23 protein-coding genes are annotated in these 26,817 nt (G+C 56.8%); 7 read left to right on the top strand and 16 right to left on the bottom strand.

What is annotated here, in order from left to right; all coding sequences use genetic code 11:
* Window positions 1-129: 129 nt before the first annotated feature.
* From phoU to phoB, 4 genes are all read right to left on the bottom strand, one after another.
* Window positions 130-837, bottom strand: coding sequence for a phosphate signaling complex protein PhoU (gene phoU / locus AAF465_11605; protein MEM7083368.1), 708 nt, complete (start codon window positions 835-837; stop codon window positions 130-132).
* A 95-nt stretch (window positions 838-932) separates the two neighbouring features.
* Window positions 933-2,033 carry a porin gene (locus tag AAF465_11600; GenBank protein ID MEM7083367.1) on the bottom strand — a complete coding sequence of 367 codons (1,101 nt, stop codon included), beginning with the start codon at window positions 2,031-2,033 and terminating at the stop codon, window positions 933-935.
* A gap of 208 nt (window positions 2,034-2,241) precedes the next feature.
* Window positions 2,242-3,540, bottom strand: coding sequence for a phosphate regulon sensor protein PhoR (locus AAF465_11595; GenBank protein ID MEM7083366.1), 1,299 nt, complete (start codon window positions 3,538-3,540; stop codon window positions 2,242-2,244).
* Between the two features lie 15 nt (window positions 3,541-3,555).
* Window positions 3,556-4,284 carry a phosphate regulon transcriptional regulator PhoB gene (gene phoB / locus AAF465_11590; protein ID MEM7083365.1) on the bottom strand — a complete coding sequence of 243 codons (729 nt, stop codon included), beginning with the start codon at window positions 4,282-4,284 and terminating at the stop codon, window positions 3,556-3,558.
* 231 nt (window positions 4,285-4,515) lie between these two features.
* Between phoB and AAF465_11585 the strand changes: the two genes are divergently transcribed.
* Window positions 4,516-5,550 carry a phosphate/phosphite/phosphonate ABC transporter substrate-binding protein gene (locus tag AAF465_11585; GenBank protein MEM7083364.1) on the top strand — a complete coding sequence of 345 codons (1,035 nt, stop codon included), beginning with the start codon at window positions 4,516-4,518 and terminating at the stop codon, window positions 5,548-5,550.
* Window positions 5,547-7,706, top strand: coding sequence for an EAL domain-containing protein (locus tag AAF465_11580; protein MEM7083363.1), 2,160 nt, complete (start codon window positions 5,547-5,549; stop codon window positions 7,704-7,706). The genes AAF465_11585 and AAF465_11580 overlap by 4 nt, the downstream gene beginning before the upstream one ends.
* A gap of 78 nt (window positions 7,707-7,784) precedes the next feature.
* On the opposite strand, the gene AAF465_11575 is transcribed toward AAF465_11580, so the two are convergent.
* On the bottom strand, window positions 7,785-8,615 hold the full coding sequence (locus AAF465_11575; GenBank protein ID MEM7083362.1) for an amidohydrolase: 831 nt from the start codon (window positions 8,613-8,615) through the stop codon (window positions 7,785-7,787).
* A gap of 195 nt (window positions 8,616-8,810) precedes the next feature.
* On the opposite strand from AAF465_11575, the gene AAF465_11570 reads away from it, so the two are divergent.
* Window positions 8,811-9,347 carry a c-type cytochrome gene (locus AAF465_11570; protein ID MEM7083361.1) on the top strand — a complete coding sequence of 179 codons (537 nt, stop codon included), beginning with the start codon at window positions 8,811-8,813 and terminating at the stop codon, window positions 9,345-9,347.
* A 65-nt stretch (window positions 9,348-9,412) separates the two neighbouring features.
* Here the strand turns inward: AAF465_11570 and AAF465_11565 are convergent, their stop codons facing one another.
* From AAF465_11565 to AAF465_11550, 4 genes are all read right to left on the bottom strand, one after another.
* Window positions 9,413-10,459, bottom strand: a complete 1,047-nt coding sequence (locus tag AAF465_11565) for a DUF2333 family protein (GenBank protein MEM7083360.1) — start codon at window positions 10,457-10,459, stop codon at window positions 9,413-9,415.
* Window positions 10,460-10,634: 175 nt separating this feature from the next.
* Window positions 10,635-11,279: a hypothetical protein gene (locus AAF465_11560; GenBank protein ID MEM7083359.1), complete on the bottom strand. Its 645-nt coding sequence runs from the start codon at window positions 11,277-11,279 to the stop codon at window positions 10,635-10,637.
* 42 nt (window positions 11,280-11,321) lie between these two features.
* On the bottom strand, window positions 11,322-13,109 hold the full coding sequence (locus AAF465_11555) for an acyl-CoA dehydrogenase C-terminal domain-containing protein (protein MEM7083358.1): 1,788 nt from the start codon (window positions 13,107-13,109) through the stop codon (window positions 11,322-11,324).
* A gap of 242 nt (window positions 13,110-13,351) precedes the next feature.
* Window positions 13,352-13,909: a rhomboid family intramembrane serine protease gene (locus AAF465_11550; GenBank protein MEM7083357.1), complete on the bottom strand. Its 558-nt coding sequence runs from the start codon at window positions 13,907-13,909 to the stop codon at window positions 13,352-13,354.
* A 267-nt stretch (window positions 13,910-14,176) separates the two neighbouring features.
* Between AAF465_11550 and AAF465_11545 the strand changes: the two genes are divergently transcribed.
* Together AAF465_11545 and AAF465_11540 are read left to right on the top strand one after the other, a co-directional pair.
* A complete protein-coding gene (locus tag AAF465_11545) occupies window positions 14,177-15,202 on the top strand; it encodes a tetratricopeptide repeat protein (GenBank protein ID MEM7083356.1) in 1,026 nt (341 codons plus the stop codon).
* A 16-nt stretch (window positions 15,203-15,218) separates the two neighbouring features.
* Window positions 15,219-16,478 carry a L,D-transpeptidase family protein gene (locus tag AAF465_11540; protein MEM7083355.1) on the top strand — a complete coding sequence of 420 codons (1,260 nt, stop codon included), beginning with the start codon at window positions 15,219-15,221 and terminating at the stop codon, window positions 16,476-16,478.
* Window positions 16,479-16,689: 211 nt separating this feature from the next.
* On the opposite strand, the gene AAF465_11535 is transcribed toward AAF465_11540, so the two are convergent.
* Window positions 16,690-17,502, bottom strand: a complete 813-nt coding sequence (locus AAF465_11535) for a thiol:disulfide interchange protein DsbA/DsbL (protein MEM7083354.1) — start codon at window positions 17,500-17,502, stop codon at window positions 16,690-16,692.
* A 156-nt stretch (window positions 17,503-17,658) separates the two neighbouring features.
* Entirely contained in the window at window positions 17,659-18,264 is a 606-nt protein-coding gene (locus AAF465_11530; protein MEM7083353.1) for a c-type cytochrome, read from the bottom strand.
* 120 nt (window positions 18,265-18,384) lie between these two features.
* Between AAF465_11530 and yihA the strand changes: the two genes are divergently transcribed.
* A complete protein-coding gene (yihA, locus tag AAF465_11525; protein ID MEM7083352.1) occupies window positions 18,385-18,996 on the top strand; it encodes a ribosome biogenesis GTP-binding protein YihA/YsxC in 612 nt (203 codons plus the stop codon).
* A 230-nt stretch (window positions 18,997-19,226) separates the two neighbouring features.
* Here the strand turns inward: yihA and polA are convergent, their stop codons facing one another.
* The 4 genes from polA to AAF465_11505 all read right to left on the bottom strand — a co-directional run bounded on the left by polA (window position 19,227) and on the right by AAF465_11505 (window position 23,787).
* A complete protein-coding gene (gene polA / locus AAF465_11520) occupies window positions 19,227-21,932 on the bottom strand; it encodes a DNA polymerase I (GenBank protein MEM7083351.1) in 2,706 nt (901 codons plus the stop codon).
* Between the two features lie 182 nt (window positions 21,933-22,114).
* Complete coding sequence (locus AAF465_11515) at window positions 22,115-22,333, bottom strand: lipoprotein (protein MEM7083350.1); 219 nt, start codon at window positions 22,331-22,333, stop codon at window positions 22,115-22,117.
* Window positions 22,334-22,348: 15 nt separating this feature from the next.
* On the bottom strand, window positions 22,349-22,789 hold the full coding sequence (locus AAF465_11510; GenBank protein ID MEM7083349.1) for a hotdog fold thioesterase: 441 nt from the start codon (window positions 22,787-22,789) through the stop codon (window positions 22,349-22,351).
* A complete protein-coding gene (locus tag AAF465_11505; protein ID MEM7083348.1) occupies window positions 22,789-23,787 on the bottom strand; it encodes a hypothetical protein in 999 nt (332 codons plus the stop codon). Before AAF465_11505 ends, AAF465_11510 begins: the two co-directional genes overlap by 1 nt.
* Window positions 23,788-24,086: 299 nt before the next feature.
* Between AAF465_11505 and AAF465_11500 the strand changes: the two genes are divergently transcribed.
* Window positions 24,087-24,761 (top strand): alpha/beta hydrolase-fold protein, encoded by a 675-nt coding sequence (locus AAF465_11500; GenBank protein MEM7083347.1) that lies wholly within the window; start codon window positions 24,087-24,089, stop codon window positions 24,759-24,761.
* A gap of 93 nt (window positions 24,762-24,854) precedes the next feature.
* Here the strand turns inward: AAF465_11500 and AAF465_11495 are convergent, their stop codons facing one another.
* On the bottom strand, window positions 24,855-26,771 hold the full coding sequence (locus AAF465_11495) for a prolyl oligopeptidase family serine peptidase (GenBank protein ID MEM7083346.1): 1,917 nt from the start codon (window positions 26,769-26,771) through the stop codon (window positions 24,855-24,857).
* Window positions 26,772-26,817: the final 46 nt, after the last annotated feature.

Here is a 26,817-nt window from a genome sequence, read left to right as displayed (position 1 = left end):
ATTGAGCATGTGCCTAGGATAGGGGCAAAGTGTTACGGAAATATTTCAGTTGAGTGCAGGTCGCACGAAACGGTCGAAAAAGCCAGCTTTTCGATTCAAAAACAATGATTTAGGGAATGTTAAGAACGGTCAGGATTCTTTCAGTCGTGCACTGATTTCTGTATGGCGAACATCCTTGCCCAATGCGAGAAATATCACGTATTCGCTGATGTTCTTGGCGTGGTCGCCAATGCGCTCCAGCGCCCGCGCCGCCCACGTGACATTCATGACGCGCTTGATCGCTTTAGGGTCTTCCATCATGAACGTCAGACACTGCCGGTTGATGGCTTCGTACTCTTCGTCAACCTGCTCATCCTCGAGCACGACCGCTTTGGCCTTGTCCGCATCGAGTGACGCAAAGGCGTCGAGCGAGTCTTCTAACATGGCCAGAACGTGGCTACCGAGGTTTTTGAGCTCGCGATAGTGATCGTCAGGCTGCTCCATGGCCGCCAGACGTGAAGCGAGATACCCGACCTTTTGCGCTTCGTCACCGATGCGTTCTAGGTCCGTAATCGTTTTGACCACCATCAGAATAAGACGAAGATCCATCGCGGCAGGCGAGCGGCGCACCAGAATGTGGCTGCACTCCTCGTCAATGTCGACTTCCATTTTGTTGACCTTGTAATCGTCGCCGGCCACTTTGAGGCCGAGCTCACTGTCGCCGGTGACGACAGCAGTGATCGCTTTTTGCAGCTGATCTTGTACGAGTCCACCCATGCGCAAAACGTTGTTGCGCAGCGTGTCGAGCTCCTGGTCAAAGCGGCGATTGATATGGGTTCCAAGATCGGTGGTTTCCATGGGATTACTCTTCCAGTTTTCCTAAGTATAGCATGCGTTTATGACGTCACTGTGGTGCGAGCCGCCATCCTTGTCGGCTCGGCAGTGGGCAGCGCTTATTTGAAGTCGAATGACACTCGCATTTGAAGAATGCTGGGATCTTCGTCGCCATTGATGCCGCCCTCGACATCCACCAGTGTGTAGTTGGTCATGAAACGCAGGTAGGGATTCACATAGTAGTTCACGCCAAAGGTGATGTTGTCCTGCGTGCCGCCACCCGTGTCATCCAAGTCCAGCGTGCTGTAGCGCACCGCAAATTCCCATTTGTTGTACGCCTTGACGCGCTGAAATACGCCCTTCTTATAAGGCCGCGATCCGCCCCATGGAAAGTAGCTGGCATAAATATAAAACCCGTCGTAGTCCACATCCGTGGCGGCGGCATCGACCGACACGCGCATGTATTCGGATTGAGCGCTAAAGCCACCTGAGGCATAGGCAGCCTCCACACCGACACGTACCAGGTTGCTGACATCGGCGATGGTTCCGCCATCCACCAAGCGCGTGCTGGTCACGTGAGATTCAGGACGCGAGCGAAACCGCACGGTGCCGTCGCCGCCGGTTTCGGCTGGCTCTTCATACGCGAAGGCGACGCCAAAATGCGCAAAACGTGTGTCGGACAATTTCGGGGCGGTGGTAAAACGACCACCGATTCCGATGCCCTCGTCGCCGCCATTATCGCCAGCGGAATCGCCAAAGATCGATAGCGCATAAGTGTTATTACCCACTGCATTTTCAATACCCACTCCGACTCGTCGTCCGGGTACAAAAATGGCGTTAGAGGCACGCTCCATAAACGTGATGTACTTGGAGCTATCCATCTCTTCAAGGCTGAAAGGCCCTTTGAAGTGGCCAATTTTCAGTGTGCCGATGTTGAGACCGGTGTAGGCCACATAGGCGTCTTTCACATCGGCTTCGCCGTCGGCGAAGTCGAGATTGACCTTGTATTTCCAGTTGTCATCGATGTTGCCGGAGGCAAAAAGGCGCAGCCGACGGAATTCCGTACCGCTACCGAGTTCCGTGACATCCTCATCATAAAGGGCGGCGTCAAGATGGACGCGACCGCCGACATTAACCGTCATGTCGGCAAAAGAAAGTGCTGTGATGCTGCACAATGCAGCGGTCATACACACACGCGTAATCGCGGAAAACGTTGGCATTCTATGCTCCCATATGAGTAGTTTCGAATGGTCGGAATGACTCGAACGCCGCTATTAAATTACATATGTATGACAGAATTGTGACACTCGTGGGTCAGCCGCAAAAACATTGGCCGATGGGTAAACTCTACGCCGTGTACTCAACGCAGGTTGCGCCGGACGACTCTACGGTGGGTCGGCTTCGAGTTGGCTTCAGGTAGGTTTGGCGCTAGCCGCGACGGATGCGCGAGGAGGGGAATCGACAGCAAAACACGCTGCCACTGCCGAGTTCGCTGTCGACAGTCAGTTCCGAATCGTGGCGCGCGAGCGCATGCTTCACAATCGCGAGTCCAAGTCCTGTTCCAAATTGATGACGATTACGTCCTGGCACGGTGCGATAGAACCGTTCCGTGATTCTTGGGATGTCGTCTTCATGAATACCGATGCCGTTGTCTTCAACGCGCAATTCAACCTCGTCAGCGGCGTCTTGCCACGTGATGAGAATACGACCTTCCTGCGGTGTAAAGCGCAAGGCATTTGAGACGAGGTTGGTAATCACCGAGCGTAGCTCGACTTCATCCCCAAGCACCTGGGCAGAGGACTCGATATTGAGTGTGAATTCGCTTGGGCAGTGCTTCGATTGCAAAGCATCCGTGTGAATAGACTTGAGTAACTCGGCGATATTGACGGGGTTGTCAGTCGGCGCCGGTCCGGCGCTTTCCAAGACATTGAGTGTGAGCAAATCCGCAATGATCGCTTCCATGCGCCGCACTTGCTCTGCCATAGCATTGACCGGCCCTTCCATCGAATGGTCAAGCTCATCGTCGGCGAGCCCTTCAAGGTAGCCTTTGAGCACCGTGACGGGTGTGCGCAACTCGTGAGAGGCGTTGGCGACAAAGTCTTCCCGAATCTTTAGCGCCTTAATTTGCTGGGTGATGTCGATGAGCTGCAGGAGCCAGCCTTCTCGTCCACGATCGGAAATCACGCATTGCAGCGTTTGTTCTGGGTTTTGCGCGGATTGCAGAATCACGCCGTCCGCGTAATCGCCACTTTCGAGATATTTGATAAATGCCGGTTGGCGCAAGTGATTCGAGATGGGGCCGCTAAGCTGTTCCTGGGCGTCATCGGTGAGCTCCATGGCCTGGGCATTGGCGGTGAGCACTTCAAACTGTTCATTGAGCTCAAATGCCGCGTTGGGCAGCGTGTGGACAAATTCACTACGCGCATCTTCCAGTTCGCGGGAGCGTTGTTTGTGTACCGAGGAGCGCTCGCGAAAGTGGCTGATGCGGGCATAGATCGTCGGCCATATACCCGTGCCATAGGGAATGGCTCCACTGCGCTTCGATTTCAGCCATGTCCGCAGTTTGATGAGATTATAGATGTGCCAGCCCAACAAGGCGAGCGCAGCGATGAGCGCGCCCCATAACGGCGCCCCATTGATCCAGCCAATGACATAGCCCGCCACAATCAATAAAACATGTTTAACGACCGTCGCCGTCGCTACCGATCGCGATTCTTGATCACTCATTTCGCTAGTTTACGTTTATTCCTGTTCGTTGGACAGTCGGTAACCAGCGCCACGCACCGTTTGAATCATGCTGTCGCAGCCAACATCAGCGAGGGCTTTGCGTAGTCGCCGCACATGCACATCGACCGTGCGTTCCTCGATATACACATCACTGCCCCAGACCCGATCAAGAAGCTGGCTTCGACTGTAAACGCGATCCGGGTGCTGAATCAGATGCTCGAGTAAGCGAAATTCGGTTGGCCCAAGTTTGATTTTTCGGTTCTTGGCCGTGACGCGGTGAGACGTGCTATTGACGGTGACGGGGCCAACGGTGAAGACAGTCTCTTCTTCAATCCGTGGCGCCGCGCGACGCAACAGCGCTTTGATACGCGAAATGAGTTCGCGCGGTGAAAAAGGTTTGGTCACATAATCGTCTGCGCCGCCATCGAGACCCGCGATCTTGTCGCGTTCTTGCGATTTGGCCGTGAGCATGATGATTGGAATAGAGTGGAGCTCATCATCGGATTTGATGGAGCGCGTGAGCTCCAGCCCGCTAATGTCGGGTAGCATCCAGTCGACGAGCATGAGGTCTGGATGATGCGACGCCAATGCGGCCTGCGAGTCGCCGCTCGACGCCACGTGGATAACGTCGAAGCCCGCGCGCACCAGATTGAACTCGAGCATGTCGCGAATGGCCTGCTCGTCCTCAACGATAAGAATAGTCTGCTGTTTCACTTGCGCCGCATCCGGAGACGATTCAGCCATCATTAGACTCGCTTTATATGACGTTGGTGTGACACCCAGCCTGTCCTGAACTATCAGATATTTACAAGTTAAAACAGTATCATAGGTTCCGACAAGTACGGCAAAACGATGGGCCAGCGAGCGGGTGGTACACGATGCTTCGCAGGCGAAAGCAATCTTTACGGTTTTTTAGCGCCACAGAACGTAATCTGTCGTAGTATCTAGGGTTGTTACTGATTGAAAACCGTCGTAATGCGTTTAATGGTTCACCGCTTTCTGTCCGCTCGACTACCCGATTCGCCTTGGCGGCGCCTGGGGCATATTGTGGTGGTTGGGTGGTGGTTGACCGGGTTGTCGGTGGCCGCCGATGGTCTACCGTCGACCAGCAGTCGCGCGATTTACGGTGACGCGAGCAGCAGCAAACGACTGGTGATCGGCAGTGTGACCAATGCGCCGAAATACAATTTCGGCCAAATGCAGGGAATTTCGCGCTACATGCTCGAGCGCGTTCGTGATCTCGGGGTCGAGGCCATCATGGTTGTGACGATCGACTCACACGAACAAATGACCGAGATGTTGCGTGATGGGCATGTCGACTGGGTGTCGGCAACGCCCTATGCGGCCATCAAGTACGAACGCGAGGCGGGCGCACAGTTTCTTCTCACTAAGAAAAATCGCGGTCGGGGTGCTTACCATAGCGTGTTTTTCGCGCGCTCAGATTCCAACATTCAAGGCATTGGCGATCTGGTGGGGAAAACCATTGCGTTCGAAAAGCCCGGATCGACCAGCGCCTATTTTCTGCCTGCGATCGAACTGCTAGGGGCCGGTTTTCGACTCGTACGACTCGAATCGCATCGGCATCCGCCACCCCCAGACGCGATCGGTTACCTGTTTTCGGGCGATGAAGTGAATTCCTCTACATGGGTGCACAAACGCATTGTCGACGCGGCCGCATTTAGCAACGAAGACTGGGGATCCGAATGGCGCACCCCAGCCGCGTTTCGACAGGATATGTCGATTTTTTATCGCACCACGGACGTACCACGCAGCCTCGATATCCTGCGCGCTGGAATCGATCCGCTGTTACGCACCCGTATTCAGCAGTCGCTACTGGATTTGAACAACCATCCCGACGCCCAGGACATTCTCCATGGCTACTATGGCGCCAGCGAGTTCGCGCTCATTACTGAGGCACAACAACAGGCGCTCGACAAAATTCGTGGCGATATGGACGCCTTTGAGCGCACCATGGCCGAATCAACCGACAACCACGGTGCGGACAAATGAAGTCCAAGTTGTCGCTGGCACAACGTTATGCCATTTACATGGGTTCAATCGCGTTCGCCCTGTTGTTTGCGATGTTTTTATTGCAGGTCTATCAGCTGCAACAAACATCCGCTCGAATCTCGCAAGAAAGCCAGCGTACCTTTGCGGCGGAAACCGTGCGCCAGCTTCGTCAGCGCGGTGTCGTACTGGCGGAAACTTTGGCGCACAATGTGACCGAGCCCTATCTCGCCATGGATATGGTGTCGCTGTACGACCTTATCGTTCCGGTAAGACGCTCCACCTCGGTCGAGAGCGTGTTCTTTTTTGATGCCAACGGACGCATCTTGCACGACGGCACACGTGAAATCGCCATGTACGATCAGGATGTGCGTACGGTGTTTCCCAACATCCGACCTCAATCAGGCGAGAGTGACGTGCTTGTACTGAGTCGGTCAATCGCAGTGGTCCGACCGGTGCGCTCCGAGCTGCAGCTTCATGGCGGTGTGGTGGTTGAGTTGAGCACTGCCGGCGTCGATGAGAGTCACGCGCTACTGGGTGATCAGCTGAACGAACTGACCGACAATTCGGTTCGTACCAGTGTTCTAGAGCTCGGTGTCATTGGCCTTGTCCTAGTTGTGGTGTTGAGTTTGGTGGCAATGTTGGCCGGGAAGCGCTTGGCCGAACCCGTGAAACGACTCGGGATGCTCGCCGATCGTCTGGGTAAGGGCGATTATGACGCGCGCGTTGGGTTTCGGCGCGACGACGAGATCGGCGATCTGGCGCAGTCGTTTGACCAGATGCGACAGAACTTAAAGGAACAGAATCAGCGCATCGAATTTCAAGCGTACTTTGACGAATTGACGGGACTGCGCAATCGCGCATCGTTTCATCAACTCATGAGCGATGTTTTTGTTAACGGTCATCCCGATGCGCAGCATGTACTGGTGTATATCGATATTGATGGCTTCAAGCGCGTTAACGATGGTTTGGGCCACGGTGCTGGTGATCGACTGCTCAAAGCGTTTGCGCAACGCCTGCGCACGTGGTCGACGGATGTGAATGGAGAGCCCAACGGGCTTTCTGTGTGCAATGCGGCGCGCTGGGGCGGCGACCAGTTTGTGCTACTGCTGCGAGACGTTGCCGACACCACCATCGTTTCGCCGATGGCGCGCAATTTACTCGGTACGCTCGGCCAGCCAGTCGATATTGCTGGGATGGATGTGGTGCTGTCCTCGAGTGTGGGGTATGCCGTTTATCCACACGATGCGAAAGATTCCGATACGTTGATGAGTTATGCGGATCTGGCGATGTACACCTCGAAAGAGCGTGGCACCAATCTTGTGTCGGCATACACACACCGCGTAAACGAACGCGTCGAACTTAACCTACTGATGGAATCCGAGCTGCGTTTGGCGATTGAAGAAGAGCAATTCGAGCTTAAGTACATGCCGATTGCCGATACCACCAGCCGCGTCGTAACCGGGTTTGAACAATTGGTCGTATGGAATCATCCTGAACGAGGGGAGCTGAAACCCAAGCATTTTATGACCGCATTGGTATCGGCGGGTTTGCGTGAGAAGTTCAGAGAATGGGGTTTTTTCCAAGGGCTAGCAGATTTGCGCCGGTGGCATGATGCGGGCTTTGATCATTTACGACTTCACTACAATTTGGCATCGCTTGATTTTGATCCGCGTTGGCTATCCGAAATATTGCTGGAAGGACTCGAGCGGGAGCAAATCGATTCGCGCGACATCAGTTTTGAGATCAGTGAACAGAGTTTTTCTAAAAATATGTTGTTAACCGCCGAACTGCTTCGTGACCTCGGTGTTTACGATGTAAGCCTATGGATTGACTCGTTTGGGACCGGCTACACCTCGTTGAATCGATTAAGACGCATGTCGGTGACAGGGATTAAGCTCCACCATTCGGTGGTGCGGGGTGTCAATCGATCGCAGGACAATCAGCATCTGGTGGCCGCTTCGATTGCTATGGCGCACGGGCTCGGCTTGCTGGCGGCGGCCGACGGCGTGTTTGATGAAGGGCAACTCAGTTTTCTTCGTCAAAAGGGTTGCGATGCGGTGCAGGGCCCGCTTGTCGGTGAACCGATCATTGCTGCAAGTGTTGAGGCGTACTTGCGCAACTACTCCTCGTCTCACCGCTTCAAAAGATCGTCTTAAATCCCGTCTCGATTGCACGCTAATACCGCCGGCGTTGCGTCGTGGATCGGTTGTGCGGGCGCAGGCCCTACTCCGCGGTCATTCACGTTCGACGAGCGTGAAGGCATCGGCATCAATATGCACCGGAAAACGTTCTCGAAAACGAAGCAGTGCGCTTTTCGACAGAGACGTTTGAACCACGCCCTCCGCGTCTAGGGCGTCGCACAGCGTGTGGCCCTTGGCGTTAATCGCTTTTGAGTTGCCCAAGTAAAGCTTGTCATGCGCGTCTTGTCCCACCCGGTTGGTCGCAATCACGTAGGCGATATTTTCGATTGCACGTGCAGTGAGCAGGCTGACCCACGCGGCATGCCGCGGGCTTGGCCAATTGGCGGGGCACAGCAGGATATCGTAGTCGTCAACTGCCCGACACCACACGGGAAAGCGTAGGTCGTAGCAGATGATGGGGCGTAGGCGCCACCCTTTCAGTGTGAATATCGGTCGGGTTTGACCGGGCGTATAGGCGGTGTGCTCGTTGGCCATGCGGAATAAGTGGCGCTTGTCGTAGTGTTCAATCGAACCATCAGGGTGAGCAAAAATCAGACGGTTGAAGGCGGCTCCACCCTCTTGAACCGCCAGAGTGCCGGTGATGACCGCATTCAACTCGGCGGACCGCTTTTGCATCCAGCGCACGGTAGGGCCGTCCGGTGACTCGGCCACCTCGTCGGCGGCCATCGTAAACCCTGTGGTGAACATCTCGGGCAGCACAATCAGATCGCGGTTGGCGACGTCATGACGATCTAACAACGCATCAATACGCGCCCGGTTGCGGACGGGGTCGTGCCATTGGATGTCGAATTGAATGAGCGCGATGTGCAAGTCGGGGTCTTTGTGTTCGGTGATGGGGTCGCTCATTGGTTCTTCCGCGTTCATGTTTCATCCACATTATCAGTCTGTTAGCGGGCGAAAAAGGCAATTCCGACGACACCGGGCGTGTTGGCCGACTCCGCTGGGCTCGTCGTTTGGTGGCGCAATGCGTCTAGCCCTTCACCGCAAGCACGACTGCCGTTATACTGGCGCCCGCGCGCAGAGCGCGAATCCTGATCTGACCATCTGGGAGCCCAACTCGTGGAATCGACGCCCGATCAAAAGTTTATCGATAATTTTACGGCCGTTTTGGCTGGATTGCTGCTGTTTACGGTGCTTTGCATCGTGTTAGCGGTGACCATCGCCAATCGTTCGGCCAATGTGAGCGAGGACCCGGCGTTTCAAGCGAGATTGGAAGAGCGACTTCGCCCGATCGGCGATGTCGTGATTCGTGGACAGGACACGACGCTCTATGGCCAGGACGCGGTGGCATCGATGGCTGTTGCGGCGGGGCCGACGGTGGCTGAGCCCGTGATGGCAAGCTTTGAGTCTGGCGAGGCGGTCTATAATGATGCGTGTGTCGCCTGCCATGGTCTGGGTGTCGCGGGTGCACCGAAGATTGGCGATCCGAGTCAATGGTCGGCGCGTGTTGCGCAAGGCATGGAAACGCTCTACGTGCATGCGATTGAGGGTTACGTAGGCAGCGCTGGCGTGATGCCTGCGAAAGGCGGCCGTGCCGACTTGAGCGACGAACACGTGCGCTGGTCGGTCGACTACATGGTTGAGCAGTCGCAGTAATCGTCCTGCATCAAACATAAAAAAGCCGCGAACATCGCGGCTTTTTTTTGGGTAAGAAACGACGCCTACCCTTTGTCGAGCAGCTCCCGCAAATTGATCACAGCGGAATTGGCGCGCGATAAATAAGAAGCCATCACCAGCGAGTGGTTGGCGAACATGCCATAACCGCCGCCGTTTAAGATGATCGGGCTGCGAATGGGCTCGAGGCTGGCCTCCAGTTCACGAATGATCTGCCTAAGGCTGATTGTGGCGTTTTTGTCCTCGAGCACCCGTGCGAAATCCAACTCGGCCGCGCGCAAAAAATGCACGAGTGCCCAGGCGGTGCCGCGGGCTTCAAAAAACACATCGTCGATTTTGTTCCAAGGCGTTTTTCGAATGGTATCGGTCGCCACGGTGGAGGTGCTGGTGGCCGATGGATCGCCGGCGAGGTCGGTGTTGAGCGTGCGTCGGCCTACGCTTTGAGTGAGCGCCTGCGACATACCGCCCAGTCGTTTCTCCACCACAATAAGCCATTCGCGCAAGTTATCGGCGCGAGCAAAAAACTGCGCGTCTTGAGCGTTGGCATCGTTGAGGCGATCGCGATAGGACTCGATCAGCTTAATACCGTCGCGAAACCCGCTTTCCGCGGAGGGCAAAATCCACTTGTCGGCTTGGTATTGCAGTTTGGGTTCCGCGCCAGCCAGATCCGGATCCTCGAGCGATTGAGACTGCGAGCGGGCGTAGTCGTTGCGCATGGCTTTGATGAGGTCTCGGGCTTGCACTACTGCGCCGTATTCGAAGTTGGGCATATTGTCGAGAAACACACTGGGTGGCGTGACGTCATTGAGCAGAAAGCCACCGGGCTTGTCGAGCAGCGTATTCATCACCTGCGCGAGTGCATCGGCGGTGGCGTAGCCTGTCACCGTACTGCCATTTGTGCTGGCGTTGACCCAAAATATTTTGGGTTCGCGTGACCAATAAAACGCGAGTATTGCCATCACTACAAACGCGACGAGCAGGACAATGCTGCCACGGCGCAACCAATTGCCCAGGCCACTTGTGTCGGGCCGGTGCGCAAAGAAATCCATGACGCTGGCTACCCAGCCTGCGAGTCTGGAGTTAGAATTTTCCATGCCTGAGTTCCTTGAGAAGTGTAACGGAGCGATTGTGTCGCCATCGAGTTAGCGGAGGAAAAATGCCACGGCTCACAAGGCGCCGCATAAAGCGCGCGGGTGCTGATGAATGAATGGACGTCTGTCCGGCGCGGTGATTAGTGTACAACGCCGCTGCCGCACGCGACAGGCTGGATCACCCCACATCACTCGCCTGGCCCCGGATAATAAGCACCGTGCAGTGACGTGAGCCGGTAATGGTCGCAGTGGGGCCATCTATCTCTATCGATTGGGTGTCGAGGTTAGCGGGGGTACCGTTGATGGTGGCCTCACCACTGATGCACTGAATGAGCAGCGGTTGGTCATCCGCGCGATCGAGTAGCACCGTCTCATAGCGCCCGAGCGTCGTCAGATAGAGATCGAGTGGTGCGCCCGTGGCCAGCGTGCGCCCATTGCGCTCTCGCGCGGCAATGTGACACAACTTGTTGTCTTTTTGATCGTCGGAAAAGTAGTGGTGGCGAGTGGACAGTGGCGTGCTGTCGTCGGGTGCCAACGTGACGTGGATCGCCAACGCACTATCGGATCGAGATGGATTATCCAGCACGCGTTCATCGGCACCGCCTATGCGCAAGACCTCGCGTGGCAGTACGCGCGACAAATGGGTTGAGCGCTTACACGTGAGTATGCCGTCGAGCACATAGAATAGATGGATGAGCCCGTCGTCCGTCGTAACGTGCGCTCCACTGGGCGGCCACGTGCGAAGACCGAGTTCTACCAGCGAGTTGGACACGCTGCGCGTCGCGTCGGTGAGGCGACTGATAAACCCCGAGTGGATGGTCACGCTGTGATGGCCAGCCGTGCTGGTCGTGTGCGAGACATGGCGTTAACTGGAGGCGAAAAACTGTTCGTCGGTGAGGCCCATTATTTGATCTGAGCCGGCCTGTGCCGCGCGGGAAAACGCGTCAGCCCGTGGCAATACGTTGTCCAGGAAAAATCGACTCGTGGTGAGCTTGCCTTCCAAGAACAGCGTATCGCTATCGCCGGCGTCGAGGCGTCGCGTCGCGGCCAGCATCGAACGCGCCATGCCCCAAGCGGCCACCACCGTGCTACACGACATGAGCAAGTTGTAGCACACTGCGTTGGGGGCGTAAGGATTGTCGGCGTAATGACTCAGCAACCAGTCGACGGCGGCGCGCATGGTCTCGAGACCGTGATCGAGTTGTTTACTCTGCCGGGATAATCCGGCTTTGGTGAGGGCGTTGACGGTGTGTTTGATGTCATCACATAGCGCGAACATGGCCTTACCGCTGTCGCGGATGATCTTGCGTCCGGCAAGGTCTTGCGCTTGGATACCGGTGGTTCCCTCGTAAATGGTTGTGATGCGAGCGTCACGATAAATGCGTGCCGCACCGGTTTCTTCCACATAGCCCATACCGCCATGAATCTGCACACCAATAGAGGCCATTTCCTGGCACAGTTCGGTGCACCATCCCTTGACCATGGGCACCAAAAGCGCCACGCGATCGTGGTAAAACGGCCGTTTGTCTTCGCCGCCGTTTTCCGATCGGTCGGTGTCGGCGCCCGCTGTGTAGCACATGACGCGCATCGCTTCGCTGACCGATTTTTGCAGCATGAGCATACGTCGCACATCGGGATGGCCAACGATCGGTGATTTGTCATCGCCACCGGGCGGGCGCCCCTGTACGCGGTCAAAGGCATAGTAGCGCGAATGTTGGTAGGCTTTTTCGGCGATGCCGAGCCCTTCAAGACCGACTTTGAGGCGGGCGTTATTCATCATCGTGAACATGCACTTCAGGCCCTCGTTCGGTGCGCCGACCATGTAGCCGACCGCACCCTCGTTGGCGCCAAACTCCATCACGCAGGTGGGACTGCCGTGAATACCGAGTTTGTGTTCAATGCTGACGGGGCGAAAGTCGTTGCGTTCGCCCAACGAACCGTCGTCATTGACCAAATATTTTGGCACAAGAAACAGCGAAATGCCTTTCACCCCGGGTGGTGCGTCTGGTAGCCGTGCTAACACCATATGAATGATGTTTTCGGCCATGGCATGATCGCCCCAACTGATGTAGATCTTGGTGCCCGACAGCAAAAAATGATCGTCCTGGGGTTTGGCGCTGCACCGAATGGCCGCCAGGTTAGAGCCCGCCTGAGGCTCGGTGAGATCCATAGCGCCAGTCCAAACGCCACTGATCATGTTCGCCAGATACGCGTCTTTGAGCGCTTGGCTGCCATGCAGATCGAGCGATTCCACCGCAGCTTGTGTGAGCATAGGACAGAGTGCAAAGGCCATGTTGGCCGAATTGAGCATCTCATCAACCGCGAACGACATGAGCGATGGCAAGCCTTGACCACCGTATTCAGGATTGAACGCGATACTCGGCCAACCACCGTCCACGAACGCCTGGTACGCCTCACCAAACCCGGGCGCGGCGGTAACATTGTCTCCGCTGATGGTCGCGCCAGTGGTGTCACCGTCTTCATAACTAGGGGCGATGGCTTCAACGGCCAATCGTCCTGCTTCCTCGAGCAGACTCCCGACGAGGTCGGCATCGAGTTCGCTGAACGCGGGAATCGCGCGAAGCGAATCAAAATCGACCAGTTCGTCAAGTACGAACCGCATGTCTTTCAGAGGTGGGCGATAGGTGGACATGTCAAAACCCTTATCAAAATTGCTGCATGGCCGCATAGCTTACTCAATGCCCTCGAAATTTGCATCCATCCCCGCATGCTCGCGTAGGAATCGCCGGCGCGCGTTGGTCTACCCGTGGCACAACGGCAGGCCATTTGTCATCCGTCGGATAGGATCGAACACTGAAAAAACACGGACTTGTTGCCCGTATTGGCTGCGAGTACGCAAACGCACCCCGCACAGGCGATGCCGGCAGCGGGTGATCAGGTGGCGCGATTGACCGGCAGGTGAAGACGCCAGCGCGCGGCCAAGAATCCGGCGACCGCACCAAACAGATGGCCTTCGAATGACACGCCCGGTCGCGTCGGGAGCACACCGTAGAGCATGCCGCCGTAGAGCGACGCTACCATCAGCGCGGTTACGATCGCCATGGGTGTGCGTTCGACCCACCCGCGCACGATGAGATAACCAAAGTAGCCAAACACCAGCAGACTGGCGCCGATGTGCAGGCCGGGACGGGCCAGCGCCCAGGTGGCGATGCCAGCCAACACCGTGACAAACAGGGTCACGCGCCAAAAGGTGGAACGACTGTGCAAGCAAATTAGCCCACCCAGCACCGCCAGCCCGGCAGTGTTGGACAGTAGGTGTTGCCAATCGCCGTGTAGCCAGGGTGCGCCGAGCACACCATCCAGACCGCGTAGTGTGCGCGGTTCAATGCCGAATGCGTAGAGCACACCACCGGTGGTCACATTCACTGCATGGATGAACCAAACGGCAACGATGACGGTGAAGATAGGCGAGAGTCGGCCGATAAGGGTCATGATGTGTAGACGGGTGCTCAGTAACGGGCCGTCGAGTGTACGCGACCCCTTGAGCAATGCGGTAGACCTACCGATAACACTGGGTCAAGGAGTGCCTCTGAGGGTGCCTCATACGACGCTGCGTTGTGCGCCGCAACGTCCTCGTAAGCAATGGAAGTCATTGAGATTTGTTCGTAAAAACGATGCCATGTGGCTGAATTTCCTGCTAAGCTTAGCACCAGCAAAAATCAGCCATTTTTACTCTTACCAGTCCGGGTGATCGATTCCATGAAGAAGCTGTGCATTTCTCTGATTTTATTGGTGTTGTCGGTTGGCGCGCAGGCGTCATTAAGCGATGCACAACGGTTGTACGATCAGGGACGTCTCGATGAGGCCCTCTCGACAATCAACGCGATGCTTGTCGATACGCCGAACGACGCCGAAGCACGATTTCTAAAAGGCATTATTCACGCTGAGGCCGGTGATTCCGATTCAGCCATCGAAACGTTCGCGGCGCTGACCCAAGATTTTCCAGAGTTGCCCGAGCCGTGGAACAACCTCGCGGTGCTGTTTGCGGAACGGGGCGAGTTTGATAAGTCGCGTGAGGCATTGTTGGCCGCCATTCAAACGCACCCGAGTTACTCAACTGCGCATGAGAACTTGGGCGACTTGTATGCACGGATGGCTGGCATGGCATACGATCGCGCACTTGAGCAGGATCGCTCCAATGACTCGGCTCGCCTCAAACTATCGGCGGTTAATGGTCTGTTTGCCGTGCCCGGCACAGCGCCTCCGCCGGTTGCCGTCGCTGCGGCACCAGTGCAATCAACGCCGCCAGTGTCTGAGCCCGTGGCGCAGCCAGTGAGTGAGCCGGTGGCGTCGACACCAGAGCCAGAGCCGGCGCAGCCCGTCGCGGCCGCCACGCCAGAGCCGACGGTCATGTCACCCGAGCCGGTCGCCAGCACTCCAGCACCCAGCAGTGCCTCGATCGAAGCGGCGGTCAATCGCTGGGCGAGCGCGTGGTCGAGTAAAGACGTCGACAGGTATCTCGCCAGCTATGTCTCAGACTTCCGTCCCAGTAACGGGGCCAGTCACCGAGCGTGGGTCGACTATCGACGCGATCGACTCACTCGACCGAAAGTCATCGAGGTTGATGTGTCGGCGCTGAACGTCAGTTTTGATAGTGACACACGCGCGACGGCCACGTTCCGGCAGAAATACCGCTCTGACAACTACCGCGACGAAGTCACCAAAAAGTTGGTGCTGAGCAATGAAAATGGACGTTGGCTGATTGTCAGCGAGGTATCGGAGTAAGGAGGCACGTGCCGCCGTGACGTCGGGATACCGAATACTACTCATCGCTGTACTGCTCATTATCGGGCTGGGTATGCCCGTGGCGAGCACTGCGCCATCGCCTGGCACCACCGAGCACATCGCGATGGTGGCCCTGCCGGCCGAGTCGGGTCGCGTTATCCGGCCGATGCAGACACCGGAAGACATGCTCCTGCAGTCACTCGACGCCCTGCGCGCCGGTGACACTCACACCGCGCTTGAGCGCGTGGATGAATTGGTGGAGCAAAAACCCACGTTTCGTCTTGCACACCTCGTGCGTGGCGATATCCTCGCGAGTATCGGCGGACGCCTGCCGAGTATTACCAATGATTCGCTCCAAGCCCGCTCTGATATTGAGCGTCTGATGGCCGAAGCGCGACAGCGTGTGGTGGGCACGTCGTTCGATCCGGGTAAACGATTGCCTGCTTCATTACTCAAGCTCGCCGATCATCATCGTCACGTGGTGTATATCGATACCGACGTGTCGCGGTTGTATGTGTTCGCGAATCGGCATGGTGATCCTGAGCTCGTCGCCGATTATTACATTTCGATCGGCAAAAACGGTTCGCGCAAACGACGCAAAGGCGATAAGCGGACCCCGCTCGGTGTCTACATGGTCACCGAACGGTTGCCGGGTGAAACGCTGCCCGACAAGTATGGTCCGGTGGCATTTCCGGTCGACTATCCTAACGCGTGGGACCGGCGACACAGCCGTACCGGCAGTGGCATTTGGCTGCACGGTGTCGCCAGTCGTTCTTATAGTCGCCCTCCCATGGACAGCGATGGGTGCGTGGCGCTCATTAACGAAGAGCTGCAACAGCTTGCACCATTGCTTGAGCCGGGCAGCACCCCCGTGGTCATCAGCGAGGGAGCGGAGTGGGTGGAATACGAAGAACTCCTTCAGCGCCGCACTGAAGCGGCTGAAACGCTCGAGCAATGGCGGCTTGACTGGCAAAGCGGCGATGTGGAGCGCTATCTCTCGCACTACGACGATGCGTTTATCGGTAACAATATGAAAATCGATGCGTGGCGGGACTACAAACGACGCGTCGCGCGGAACAAATCGCACATTGCTGTCGAATTGGATGACGTGAGTATTTACGAATATCCTGACGAAGACGATTTGCTCGTCGTGACATTCAAGCAACACTACGAGAGCAATAACTTCAACGGTACGGCGCGCAAACGTCAGTACTGGCGTCGAGGCGACGATCAGCGGTGGCGGATCGTTAACGAAGATCTCGCTACCCAAATCTGAGCCTGCCTCAGCGGGCGCAATCCGGCGTTGGAGCGCGTCTGAAAAATGCTCACGTACCGATGTACGCTCCGCTTTTTCATCCACACTCCGCCTTGTCTTTCACCCGCTGAGGCAGGCTCAGACGCTTATTCCGTCATGAGGCAATCCGGCGCGTATCGCCATAAAAAACCCCGCTCAAGGCGGGGTTTTTGTACGCATTCGCGTGGCCGATTTAGCGTTCGACCATTTCCTTCGCGATCAGATAATTCACGATGTCGTTCAGGCGCTGATTGTTCTTAGCCATGACCCCCGAAGTTTGGTACCGACCATTGATGACGAGAGTTGGCACACTCTGTATCTGGTAGCGCTTGCCGAGATTGACGGCTTGGCGGGTTTTGGTGTCGACATCAAAGGACGTGAAGGCCTTATCGAAATCATTACCGTCTACGTCGTTATCGACAAAGATCTGCTTGATGGCTTTTTGTGAGCTCAGCGGATTTTTCTTGGAATGAATGGCTTGGAAAAGAGGCATGTGTACCTGTTCACCGACACCCATCGCTTCGGCGGCGTAGTAGGCGGCTGCATGCAGCTGCGCTGGGCGGTTAAATTGCGCTGGGATGCGTAGAAAATTCACGCCAACCGGTTTTTCGGTGGCAATCCAGTTCTTAATGAACGGTTCAAAGTTGTAGCAATGCGGGCAGCTGTACATAAACACTTCCGCTACTTCAATGTGTTCAGGATCGCTGCTGGTAGGTTGGGCCGGAGACAGTACCCGATAGTCGGTGCCGGCCGTAAATTCTTTTTCAAACTGCGCCACGATCGCGGCGGCATCAAAATCCGCCTTGCCGGCTTCTGGGCTGAAGGATTTGAGCGCGTCGATTGACGATTGTCGGATTTTCGTTGTGCTGTCAGATGTCGCTGGTGTCGTTGCCGCGCTGGCGCTGGCGGTGTCCGCGGCGGCTCGCGCTGGCTCTGAGGCGCTGTCGGCGCCACAGGCGGTCAAGCTAAACGTCAGCATGAGGCTGACCAGAATACTCTTTTTCATCGTTTTACTCCGGATCTTATTCGGTGTGTTGTGAGCGGCTTCCAGTTCGGTGGGCCACTGCTGACGCGATATGGGATCGCCATCCGCATCGTCTTGTTTGGCTTACGTTAGTGTCCTCTGCGTCCGTTAAGTTTCAACGGCGAGGATCGTTGTGCGCTAGTGGAGCCCCTCCAGAAAACTGGCCACCGCTTGTTTCTCTTCGTCGCTCATTTTGCTGGCCACGTCGTGCATCATGTTGTTAATGCCGCCCGGTCGATCGCCGCTGGCGAATGCGTTGAGTTGCGCGATGGTGTAGGTGGCGCGCTGACCAGCGAGCGACGGCATCATGGCGGTCGGGTTGCCTCGCCCTTTCGGGCCATGACAGGCTGCGCAAGACGCCACGTGAGTATCCGGGTTGCCGAGGCGATACAGCGCGGCGCCGGCGTCAACCAGACTGGGATCAGCTTCGCCTGGTTTAATCGTCAGGGTCTCAAAATACGCGCCAAGATCGTGCATATCCTGTTCGCTCAGTAGCAGTACCTGAGCGCCCATCACGGCGTTATTCACGTCGCCGTTCTTGTAGGCTTTTAAACGCGCGACAATATACTGCGCGTGCTGTCCTGCCAGGCTTGGCCACTCGGCACTGATGCTGTTGCCGTCAGCGCCGTGGCAGGCGCCGCACACCAATGCTTTGGACTCGCCCGCTTCAGGGTCGCCGGTCAGGTCGGCAGAAGCCGGGGCGACAGCCAGCCAAACGGCGGCAAAAAAGGGTAAAAAACGCATCACGGCGTCATTCCTCCAGAAACACACAAAAATAGTCATCCGACCTGTGCTAAGTTGCGCAGCAGGTTCGCCCGGTGCCGGGCATTGTACACTATTGATTCGCCTTGCCACACCTGTCCCATGTCTCGATTTCAAGTAGCGGAATTTCTTAAAAGTGCCAATGATATCGGGGGTTTCCCTCCGGATTCGGGCGCAGAGGTGGCGTTTGCCGGCCGCTCGAATGCAGGCAAGTCGACCGCCATCAATGTTCTCACTCAGCGTCGCGGTTTGGCGCGCACGAGTAAAACGCCCGGGCGCACCCAGCTGATCAATTTTTTTCGCTTGCCAGACAATCGGCGTCTCGTGGATTTGCCGGGATATGGCTTTGCCAAAGCACCCAAGCCCATCCAGCGCCATTGGCGCACGCTGATGGGCGATTATTTTGCCCATCGGCAATGTCTATCGGGGCTCATCGTTATGATGGACGCCCGTCGCCCGCTTATGCCGTTTGATGAGCAGATGCTAGAGTTTGCTGGATCGGCCGGTTGTCCGGTGCACATTCTGTTAACCAAGGCCGACAAACTCAGTCGCGGTGCGGCCGCAAAAAGCTTTGAGCAGACGCGTCGTCAGCTGGCCGATGGGGTTGGTATTCAGCTCTTCTCGGCACTCAAAAAACAAGGCCTTGATGAAGCTCGTGAGGTCTTGGCGGCCATGTTGCAATGGCCAGAAAGAAGAAACCCCAGCGCCGATTAGGGGAGGCGCCGGGGTTAACCTGCGCCCGGCATGGGGTGGCCGGGCAGTCGTCCGCACAGGGAGGGCAGCGGACTAGCGTCATCACACGCCTAATAACTTTGAGTAAGCGTTCAGGGTTTAGTTCCAGAATCTGAGTATTTCTCTGAATACCGAGAAAAAACAGCGTATTACTTATGCTGTTTTTGGGTGTGTACGGCAGTCGGTTACGGTGATACCAACCGTATCTGAACTCAGTGTGCTTCGTCCCAGTTCATGCCCGTGCCGGCATCCACTTTTAGCGGCACATTGAGTTCAGCGGCGCCGCACATGCGCTTCACAACCTCTTCACGCACGGCGTCCAGCTCGCGGTGGGCCACTTCCAGCACCAGTTCGTCATGCACCTGCATGAGTAAGCGAGCGTCCGCGCCCGACGTCACCAACCAGTCATGCACCGCGAGCATTGCGCGTTTGATGATATCGGCGGCCGTGCCCTGCATCGGTGCGTTAATGGCGCTACGCTCGGCATACTGTCGACGCTGGCCATTACGCGCGTTGATGTCCGGCAAATACAGGCGACGGCCAAACACGGTTTCCACGTAGCCTTGTTCCTTGGCCTGTGCGCGTGTGCGATCCATGTAGTCTTGCACACCTGGATACCGCTCAAAGTACACGTTGACGTACTCCTGCGCGGCGTGGCGCGTAATGTTGAGCTGTTTGGCAAGGCCAAACGCCGACATGCCGTAAATAAGGCCAAAATTGATGGCTTTGGCGGAACGACGTTGGTCATTGGTGACCGCGTCAACCGGCATATCAAACACCTCAGCGGCGGTGGCGCGGTGCACGTCTCGATCTTCGGCAAACGCTCGCGTCAGGCCTTCGTCCGCCGAGAGATGCGCCATGATGCGCAGTTCAATTTGCGAGTAGTCGGCGGCAAGCAGGGTATAGCCCTTGGGCGCAATAAAGGCCTGGCGGATACGGCGACCTTGCGGTGTGCGGATTGGAATATTCTGCAGATTGGGATCGGACGACGACAGGCGTCCCGTGGCGGCGACCGCCTGGTGATAAGAGGTGTGTACGCGTTGCGTACCGGCGTTGGCCTGCAGAGGCAGTTTGTCGGTGTAGGTCGATTTGAGCTTACTTAAGCTGCGATAGTCGAGAATGAGCTGCGGTAATGGGTAATCGAGCGCGAGTTCCACGAGCACGTCTTCTGCCGTTGACGGCTGGCCCTTGGGGGTTTTGCGAATGACCGGCAGACCCTGTTTTTCAAACAGAATTTCCTGCAGCTGTTTGGGTGAGCCCAGATTGAACTCCTGTCCCGCCGCGTTGAATGCTTCGGTTTCAAGTTTCTGCATGATGCTGGCGAACTCGACGCTCAGCTCATTGAGCATCTCGATATCCAGCAGCACGCCGTTGTGCTCCATATCCAGCAGTATCGGCACAAGGGGGCGTTCAATTTCCGCGTATACGCTTGATAGTGCTTTTTGTTCTTCAAGCTGTGGCCAGAGCGCTTGATGCAGGCGCAACGTAATGTCGGCATCCTCGGCCGCGTAAGGACCGGCTTCTTCGAGTGGCACCTCATCGAAGGTGAGCTGTTTTGCTCCTTTACCCGCCACGTCTTCGTAGTGAATGGTGTCGACGCCAAGGTAGCGTTTAGCCACGCTGTCCATGTCGTGGCGCGTCGCGGTTGAGTTGAGTACATACGACTCGAGCATGGTGTCGTAGTCGATGCCGCGCAGCTCGATGTCATAGTGCCTGAGCACGTGGGCGTCGTATTTCAGGTGGTGTCCGATTTTGGCCACGTGCGGATCTTCGAGTAATGGTTTGAGTGCGTTGAGAACAGTGTCGCAACTGAGCTGTTTTGGCGCGCCCGCATAGCGATGCGCCACCGGAACGTAGGCCGCGATACCCGCGTCGACGCTAAACGACACGCCCACGATCTGGGCGTCCATGTAATTGATGCTCGTGGTTTCTGTGTCGAACGCAAAGACTTTGGCCGATTTTAATTGGGACAGCCACGCATCAAAACGCGCTTGCGTGAGTACCGTCTCGTAGTGTTTTTCCGGTGCCGCCACGTTTGTTTCGATCGGGATATCGCTTGCTTCGGGCAGTCCGCGCAGCAGGCTTTTGAAATCGAGTGTCTGGTACAGCTCGATGAGTTTGGCTACGTCCTGTTGGCCTATTTTGAGGCTGTCTGGCGTGGCGTCAAGATCGACATCCAGTTTTATCGTGGCCAGTTCGCAGGACAGTTTGAGTTGATCAATGTTGTCGCGCAGGCTTTCACCCACCTTGCCTTTAATGGCGTCGCGGTGCTCGATCAGGCGCTCGGCGCTGTCGTAGTCTGCGAGCCACTTGGCGGCTGTTTTGGGGCCCACTTTTGGCACACCTGGAATGTTGTCAGAGGTGTCGCCCACCAGACCCAGATAGTCAATGATCTGATCGGGACGAACGCCAAATTTGTCGAGCACGGCATCGCCGTCCATGACGGCGTTTTTCATCGTGTCTTCGAGTGTCACATCTTCATTGACCAACTGCGCGAGGTCTTTGTCGCCGGTTGACACGACCACTTTCATACCGGCGCCTCGGGCCTGCACGGCTAGCGTGCCGATGACATCGTCCGCCTCCACCCCAGGTACTTGCAGAAGCGGCAGACCCAGTGCGCGCACAATGTCATGGATGTAATCGATTTGTTGACGCAGTTCGTCGGGCATCGGCGGGCGGTTGGCCTTGTATTGATCGTATTGCTCATGACGAAAGGTCGGACCCTTAGCGTCGAATACCACCGCAATATGAGGCGTATCGTAATCCTGAAACAGACGGTTAAGCATGTTCGTGACGCCGAGCACCGCGCCGGTGGGATCGCCGTTGGCGTTGGTGAGCGACGGCAGCGCATGGAACGCGCGGTACAGGTAGGACGAACCATCGACGAGTATCAATAAGGGTTTGGTTTTCTTGGTCATATTTCGATCGATTTCAAAGCGGGTGAAGTGCGTCGTGGCGACGCGTGGGTCAGTCCCTGATTATAGGGGATATTCGGCGAGTTCCTATTGGGGAGCCAGTGCCGCGAAGCGATGCGTGAGACCGTGGATGCAACGCTGGAATCGCGACGCTAACGCCTGTTCGCGCCGACCGCGCTCTCGCGTCATTGGCTCGATTCGGCGTCGTTATCGTCGTTGTCGTCGTTGTCGTCGCGCCGAGTGTCCGCGTCATCGCGTTGGTGCTCGGCACCGCTCTCATCCGGCTGCGGAGACGCTTGCGCGTCGTCCGGCAGGTAAAGCGGTCCGATTTGGCCGCAGGCGGTGATGGCAGACGCGAGCACTAACAGCGCCATTCGGCGGACCACAGAGCGACAATAATCCATGATGCCCCCCTTGAATCAGCCGTTGTCGAGCACGGCGATGGTTATGCGTGATGTGCAGGTCAATTTGTCGCGGTCGTCACGGATATCGATATGCCAAACCTGAGTCGTGCGACCGATGTGGGCCGGCCGTGCCGTTCCGGTGACCAGGCCGGAGGACACAGGGCGCACGTGATTGGCGTTAATTTCCAGGCCTACCGGCATCTGTCGAGATAGATCCAGCGTCAGACTGGCCGCAACGCTACCGAGTGTTTCAGCCAGTGCGACCGATGCTCCACCGTGCAGAATCCCCATCGGCTGATGCACTCGCGGCGTGACCGGCATGGTGCCGCGCAGATAATCGGGTCCGATTTCGGTCAGCGTGATATCGAGCGTGGTCACCAATGATTGATCGTTGGCATAGACGATGGCATCGAGGCTGGGCTCGGTAAACCAGATGGATGACGCGTTGTTACTCATCAACGTTTCAGCATGCGATACAGTACCGCCATTTGTGTGAGCATCCGATTGCGGGCTTGTTCCAAGACAAGGCTGCGCGGCCCATCAAGTATGTCTTCGGCGACGCTAATGCCGCGGCGTAACGGCAGCGCATGCATGAAACGGCATTCCTCGACCGCCGCATGAAACCAACGCTCATCGATACACCAATCACGGTACTTTTGCCGCAACTCAAGTTCTGCCTCTTTGTCAGCGTAGTTCGACGGCGACACCCATGATTCAGCATAGACCACGCGCGCGGCCTCGAACGCTTTGTCGCGATCGGCGGTTTCTACAATGCTGCCGCCGTGCTGCGCCGCGGCTCGTTGGGCCTTGGCGATCAACGGCGGCGGCAGCGCGTATTCGTCCGGCCGCAATACGGTGACGCGCATGCCGCGTAGGGCAGCCATGTGTAGCGTCGCTGCAGTGACGCCAAATGGATGCGGTGCCGTGTTGTGCGACCACGTGAGCACCAGGCGGCCGCCCTGGCTTGGGATCTCGGCATCGTTCATGGTTTTCCAGTCACCCAGACTTTGGCATGGGTGATTAATCGCCGACTCGAGGTTGATCATCGGTACGGGACTGGCCTTGCACAATTTGGTGAATACGTCTTCGCGCAAGTCGGACGCCAGATCGCGAAAGCCGCCCGGTGCTCGGATGCCGAGTACGTCGGAATAGGCGCCCATCGAGGGGATCATGTCGAGCGCGTGATGAGCTGAATGGCCGTCCATGACGCCATCGCCGGTTTCGATTTCCCAGCCCGAGCCGGACGGACCAATATTGATTACCTTACCGCCAAGACGCGCCATCGCAGCGCCCATCGACGCGCGGGTATGAAAAGAATGGCGCAGCATGATCATCGTCATCACTTTGCCAGACAACGCGTTGGGCTCTGGATAGATATCAAGCTGTTGGGCGAGCATGAGCAGATCGTCGAGTTGATCTTTGGAAAAACCGGCCAGATCGAGAAACCATTTCATCCTGAAACGTCCTTTAGCGAGTCGGGACACCATCATAGGATGCGGCCTCACCAGATGCCACCCTGCCTGGCTGAATTTATCGTTGTTGACGATTATCGGATAGGTTTTGCCGCAGCGACCGATTGCGAGGCAGCGGGTAGGGCCACCCAGGGCGCGGGCGAAGGTTAGGCTCGTGCCGTTAGTCTGAGCGTCGGTATGCGCGACCGTGCCGACATCGCCTGACGGCGGCCTTGTGTGTTCGACACGGCGCCGCGCGCAGCATACCCTACACTCGATCAATGCAAACACAAGGAGTGCCTATGACCGCCATTCTCGATGCCGAAACCGTGACCACCGCTGAGCCGTGCACCCACAGCGTTATCTGGTTGCATGGTTTGGGGGCTGATGGCCATGATTTTGTGCCGGTGGTGCCGGAGCTCGGGCTTCCCAGTGACCTGGCGGTGCGCTTTGTGTTTCCACACTCCGAAGAGCGCGCGGTGACCATCAATGGGGGTATGCGCATGCGTGCCTGGTACGACATTAAAAGTCTTGATCGCCATGGTCGCGCCGACGAAGCCGGTATTCGTGAGAGTCAAGCACAGATTGAGCAGCTCATTCGGCGCGAGAATGAACGCGGTGTGCCGACTGCCAACATTGTCATCGCCGGGTTCAGTCAAGGCGGTGCCGTCGCGTTGCAAGTTGGATTGCGTTATGCCGAGACCTTCGCCGGCATCATGGTGCTATCGAGCTATCTTGCGCTGGAAGATTCGTTAGCGGATGAGCGCAGTGAGGCGAATGCTCGCACGCCTCTGTTCATGGCGCACGGTCTACACGACCCGATGGTGACATTGGATATGGGCACACAGAGCCGGGAGGCGCTCAACGCGCAGGGTATCGCTGTCGACTGGCATGAGTATCCGATGGCGCACCAGGTCTGTTTGGAGGAACTCCGCGATATTGGCGCCTGGTTGCGCCGCGTGTTGGCTCCGCAGTAGTTTCGTACATGAAAAGTACTGGACTATCCGCTGGCGTCATACGCTGTGTCCCGTGTATCGCTCGACGAGCGCAGCGTTACGACGAGCGGAGCACTACACAGTGTCGTTGTGCAACGAGAGTGCGTCCGTTGATGGCGAACGATGGCCCATGATTTTGAGAAAAAAAGCGAGCGTTAGATTCATAAGGCGGATGATACTGTCGTCACGACGAAAGCCATGTCCCTCGCCAACCATAATCTCCAGGCCCACGGGCACGCCGTTTTGCTTCAGGGCGTCAACCATCGTTTCCGCCTGGTTGAGAGGCACCATCTTGTCTTCCGTGCCTTGAAAGAACAGCACCGGCACTCGGATTTGATCGGCGGCATACAGCGGCGACCGCGCGCGGTACAGTTCGGCATCAAACGGCGCGACAAGCGAATCCAAATATCGCGCTTCAAACTTGTGGGTGTCGTTGACCAGAAGCGCCAGGTCACCGATGCCATACGAGCTGACGCCGCCGCTAAAAAAGTCGGTAAACGCCAGTGCACTCAAGACCGTGTAGCCACCCGCGCTACCACCCATAATAAACACGCGATCGGCGTGCGCGAGATTCTGGTCGATCAAGTACTGTGCGCCTTGGATGCAGTCCTCGACATCAAATTGCCCCCATTGGCCTTGCAGTAAATGTCGATAGCGGCGACCGAATCCGGTGCTGCCGCGGTAGTTGACATCCAGTACCGCAAATCCACGCGTGGTCCAAAACTGAATTCGCGCATTCAAGCCGTTTCCGGTTGCGGTGGTGGGTCCACCGTGCACCAGCACGATCAAGGGTGGTGCGTCACCGGCTGGCAGTTTGGTTGTGCTGTGTTGTGGTGCGTAGTAAAAGCCATACGCTGTCGATTGACCCTCGCCAAAAGTGATGGCCTTGGCGCGCGAGATCATGCTGTCGTCCAGTGCGAAGTCGCTCGCTTTACGCAGCACTTGCACGTGCTTTAGGTCGTCATGCTTTAGGCGAATAATGCTGTCGACATGATCGGGCCTGGCGGCATGGCAGACGATGCCCTCAGCGGTCACCGCCAAATGATCGACAGCGGTCCACAACCAAGGGTCGACGAACGTAACCGTGCTCGAACGTAGATCGATGCGACACAGGTGCCACAGACCGTCGCGGCTGGCGACGCCAATCGCGGTGTCCGCATCGAGGAACCCATAGGTCGACATGCCAAAGATCCAGTGCGGCATGCCGAGTTCGGCGTCGAGTTGGGTCACGGCGCGCGAACCCGTTTCGTCCGTTGTGTACAGGTTCCAAAAATTATCGCGATCGCTCACAAAATACAGTTGACCGTCCGGACCGAACTGTGGAGAGAACGCGGCATACCCTTGCTCAATAATCCGGACCGCGCTAAGGCCCTGTGCGGTGACATCGGCCACGTGCAGCGTGGTGCTGTCCCAGGGCATGTTGGGATGCATCCAAGTCAGGAACGCGAGCGAGGAGTCATCCGCATTTAGCGTGGGCGAGCTGTAAAAATCGGCACCTTCATGCAGGACACTCAGCGTGCCATCGCTCAGGGATACACTGACCAATTGGTTAATGGGTTCTTTGTCGCCTACGTGCGCCTCACCGACGGCAATCAGTCGTCCATGTGTGCGGTCGAGGCAAAAATTGGCGAAGCGCTGATCGTCCTGCTGGAAGACGCAGTGAATGCCGCGGCGGTCGATGCGGTATATCCCCTGGTCACGTGCGTTGACAAAAAAAATGTCGTCGCGATCAACCAGGTAGGCGCTGCCGCCATATTCGTGCACCTGACTGCGTACGTCGTACGGTTCCGGCGTGAGATCTCGCACACGCCCGTCAGCGTCTCGCATGACGAGCACGGTTCGTCCTTTCTCGGTGGGCCTGCCTTCGAGCCAATAAGTGCGGTCGCCGTCGAGGCACGGCTGTGCCAACCGAATGCTGGCGCCGGCTAGGGTTTCTGCGGTTAATGGTGATTGCCAGGTGCCGGCTGGTGCGTGGTGCTGATTCGAAGACATGGTTGGCCTTTTCTGAGTGTGGTCGACATTGGGCGCGCCAGTTAGC

The organism is Pseudomonadota bacterium (assembly GCA_039028935.1).
Lineage (GTDB): Bacteria > Pseudomonadota > Gammaproteobacteria > Steroidobacterales > SZUA-146 > SZUA-146.
The sequence above is the reverse complement of the archived record's forward strand: the minus strand, read 5'-3'. Positions and strand labels throughout refer to the sequence as shown.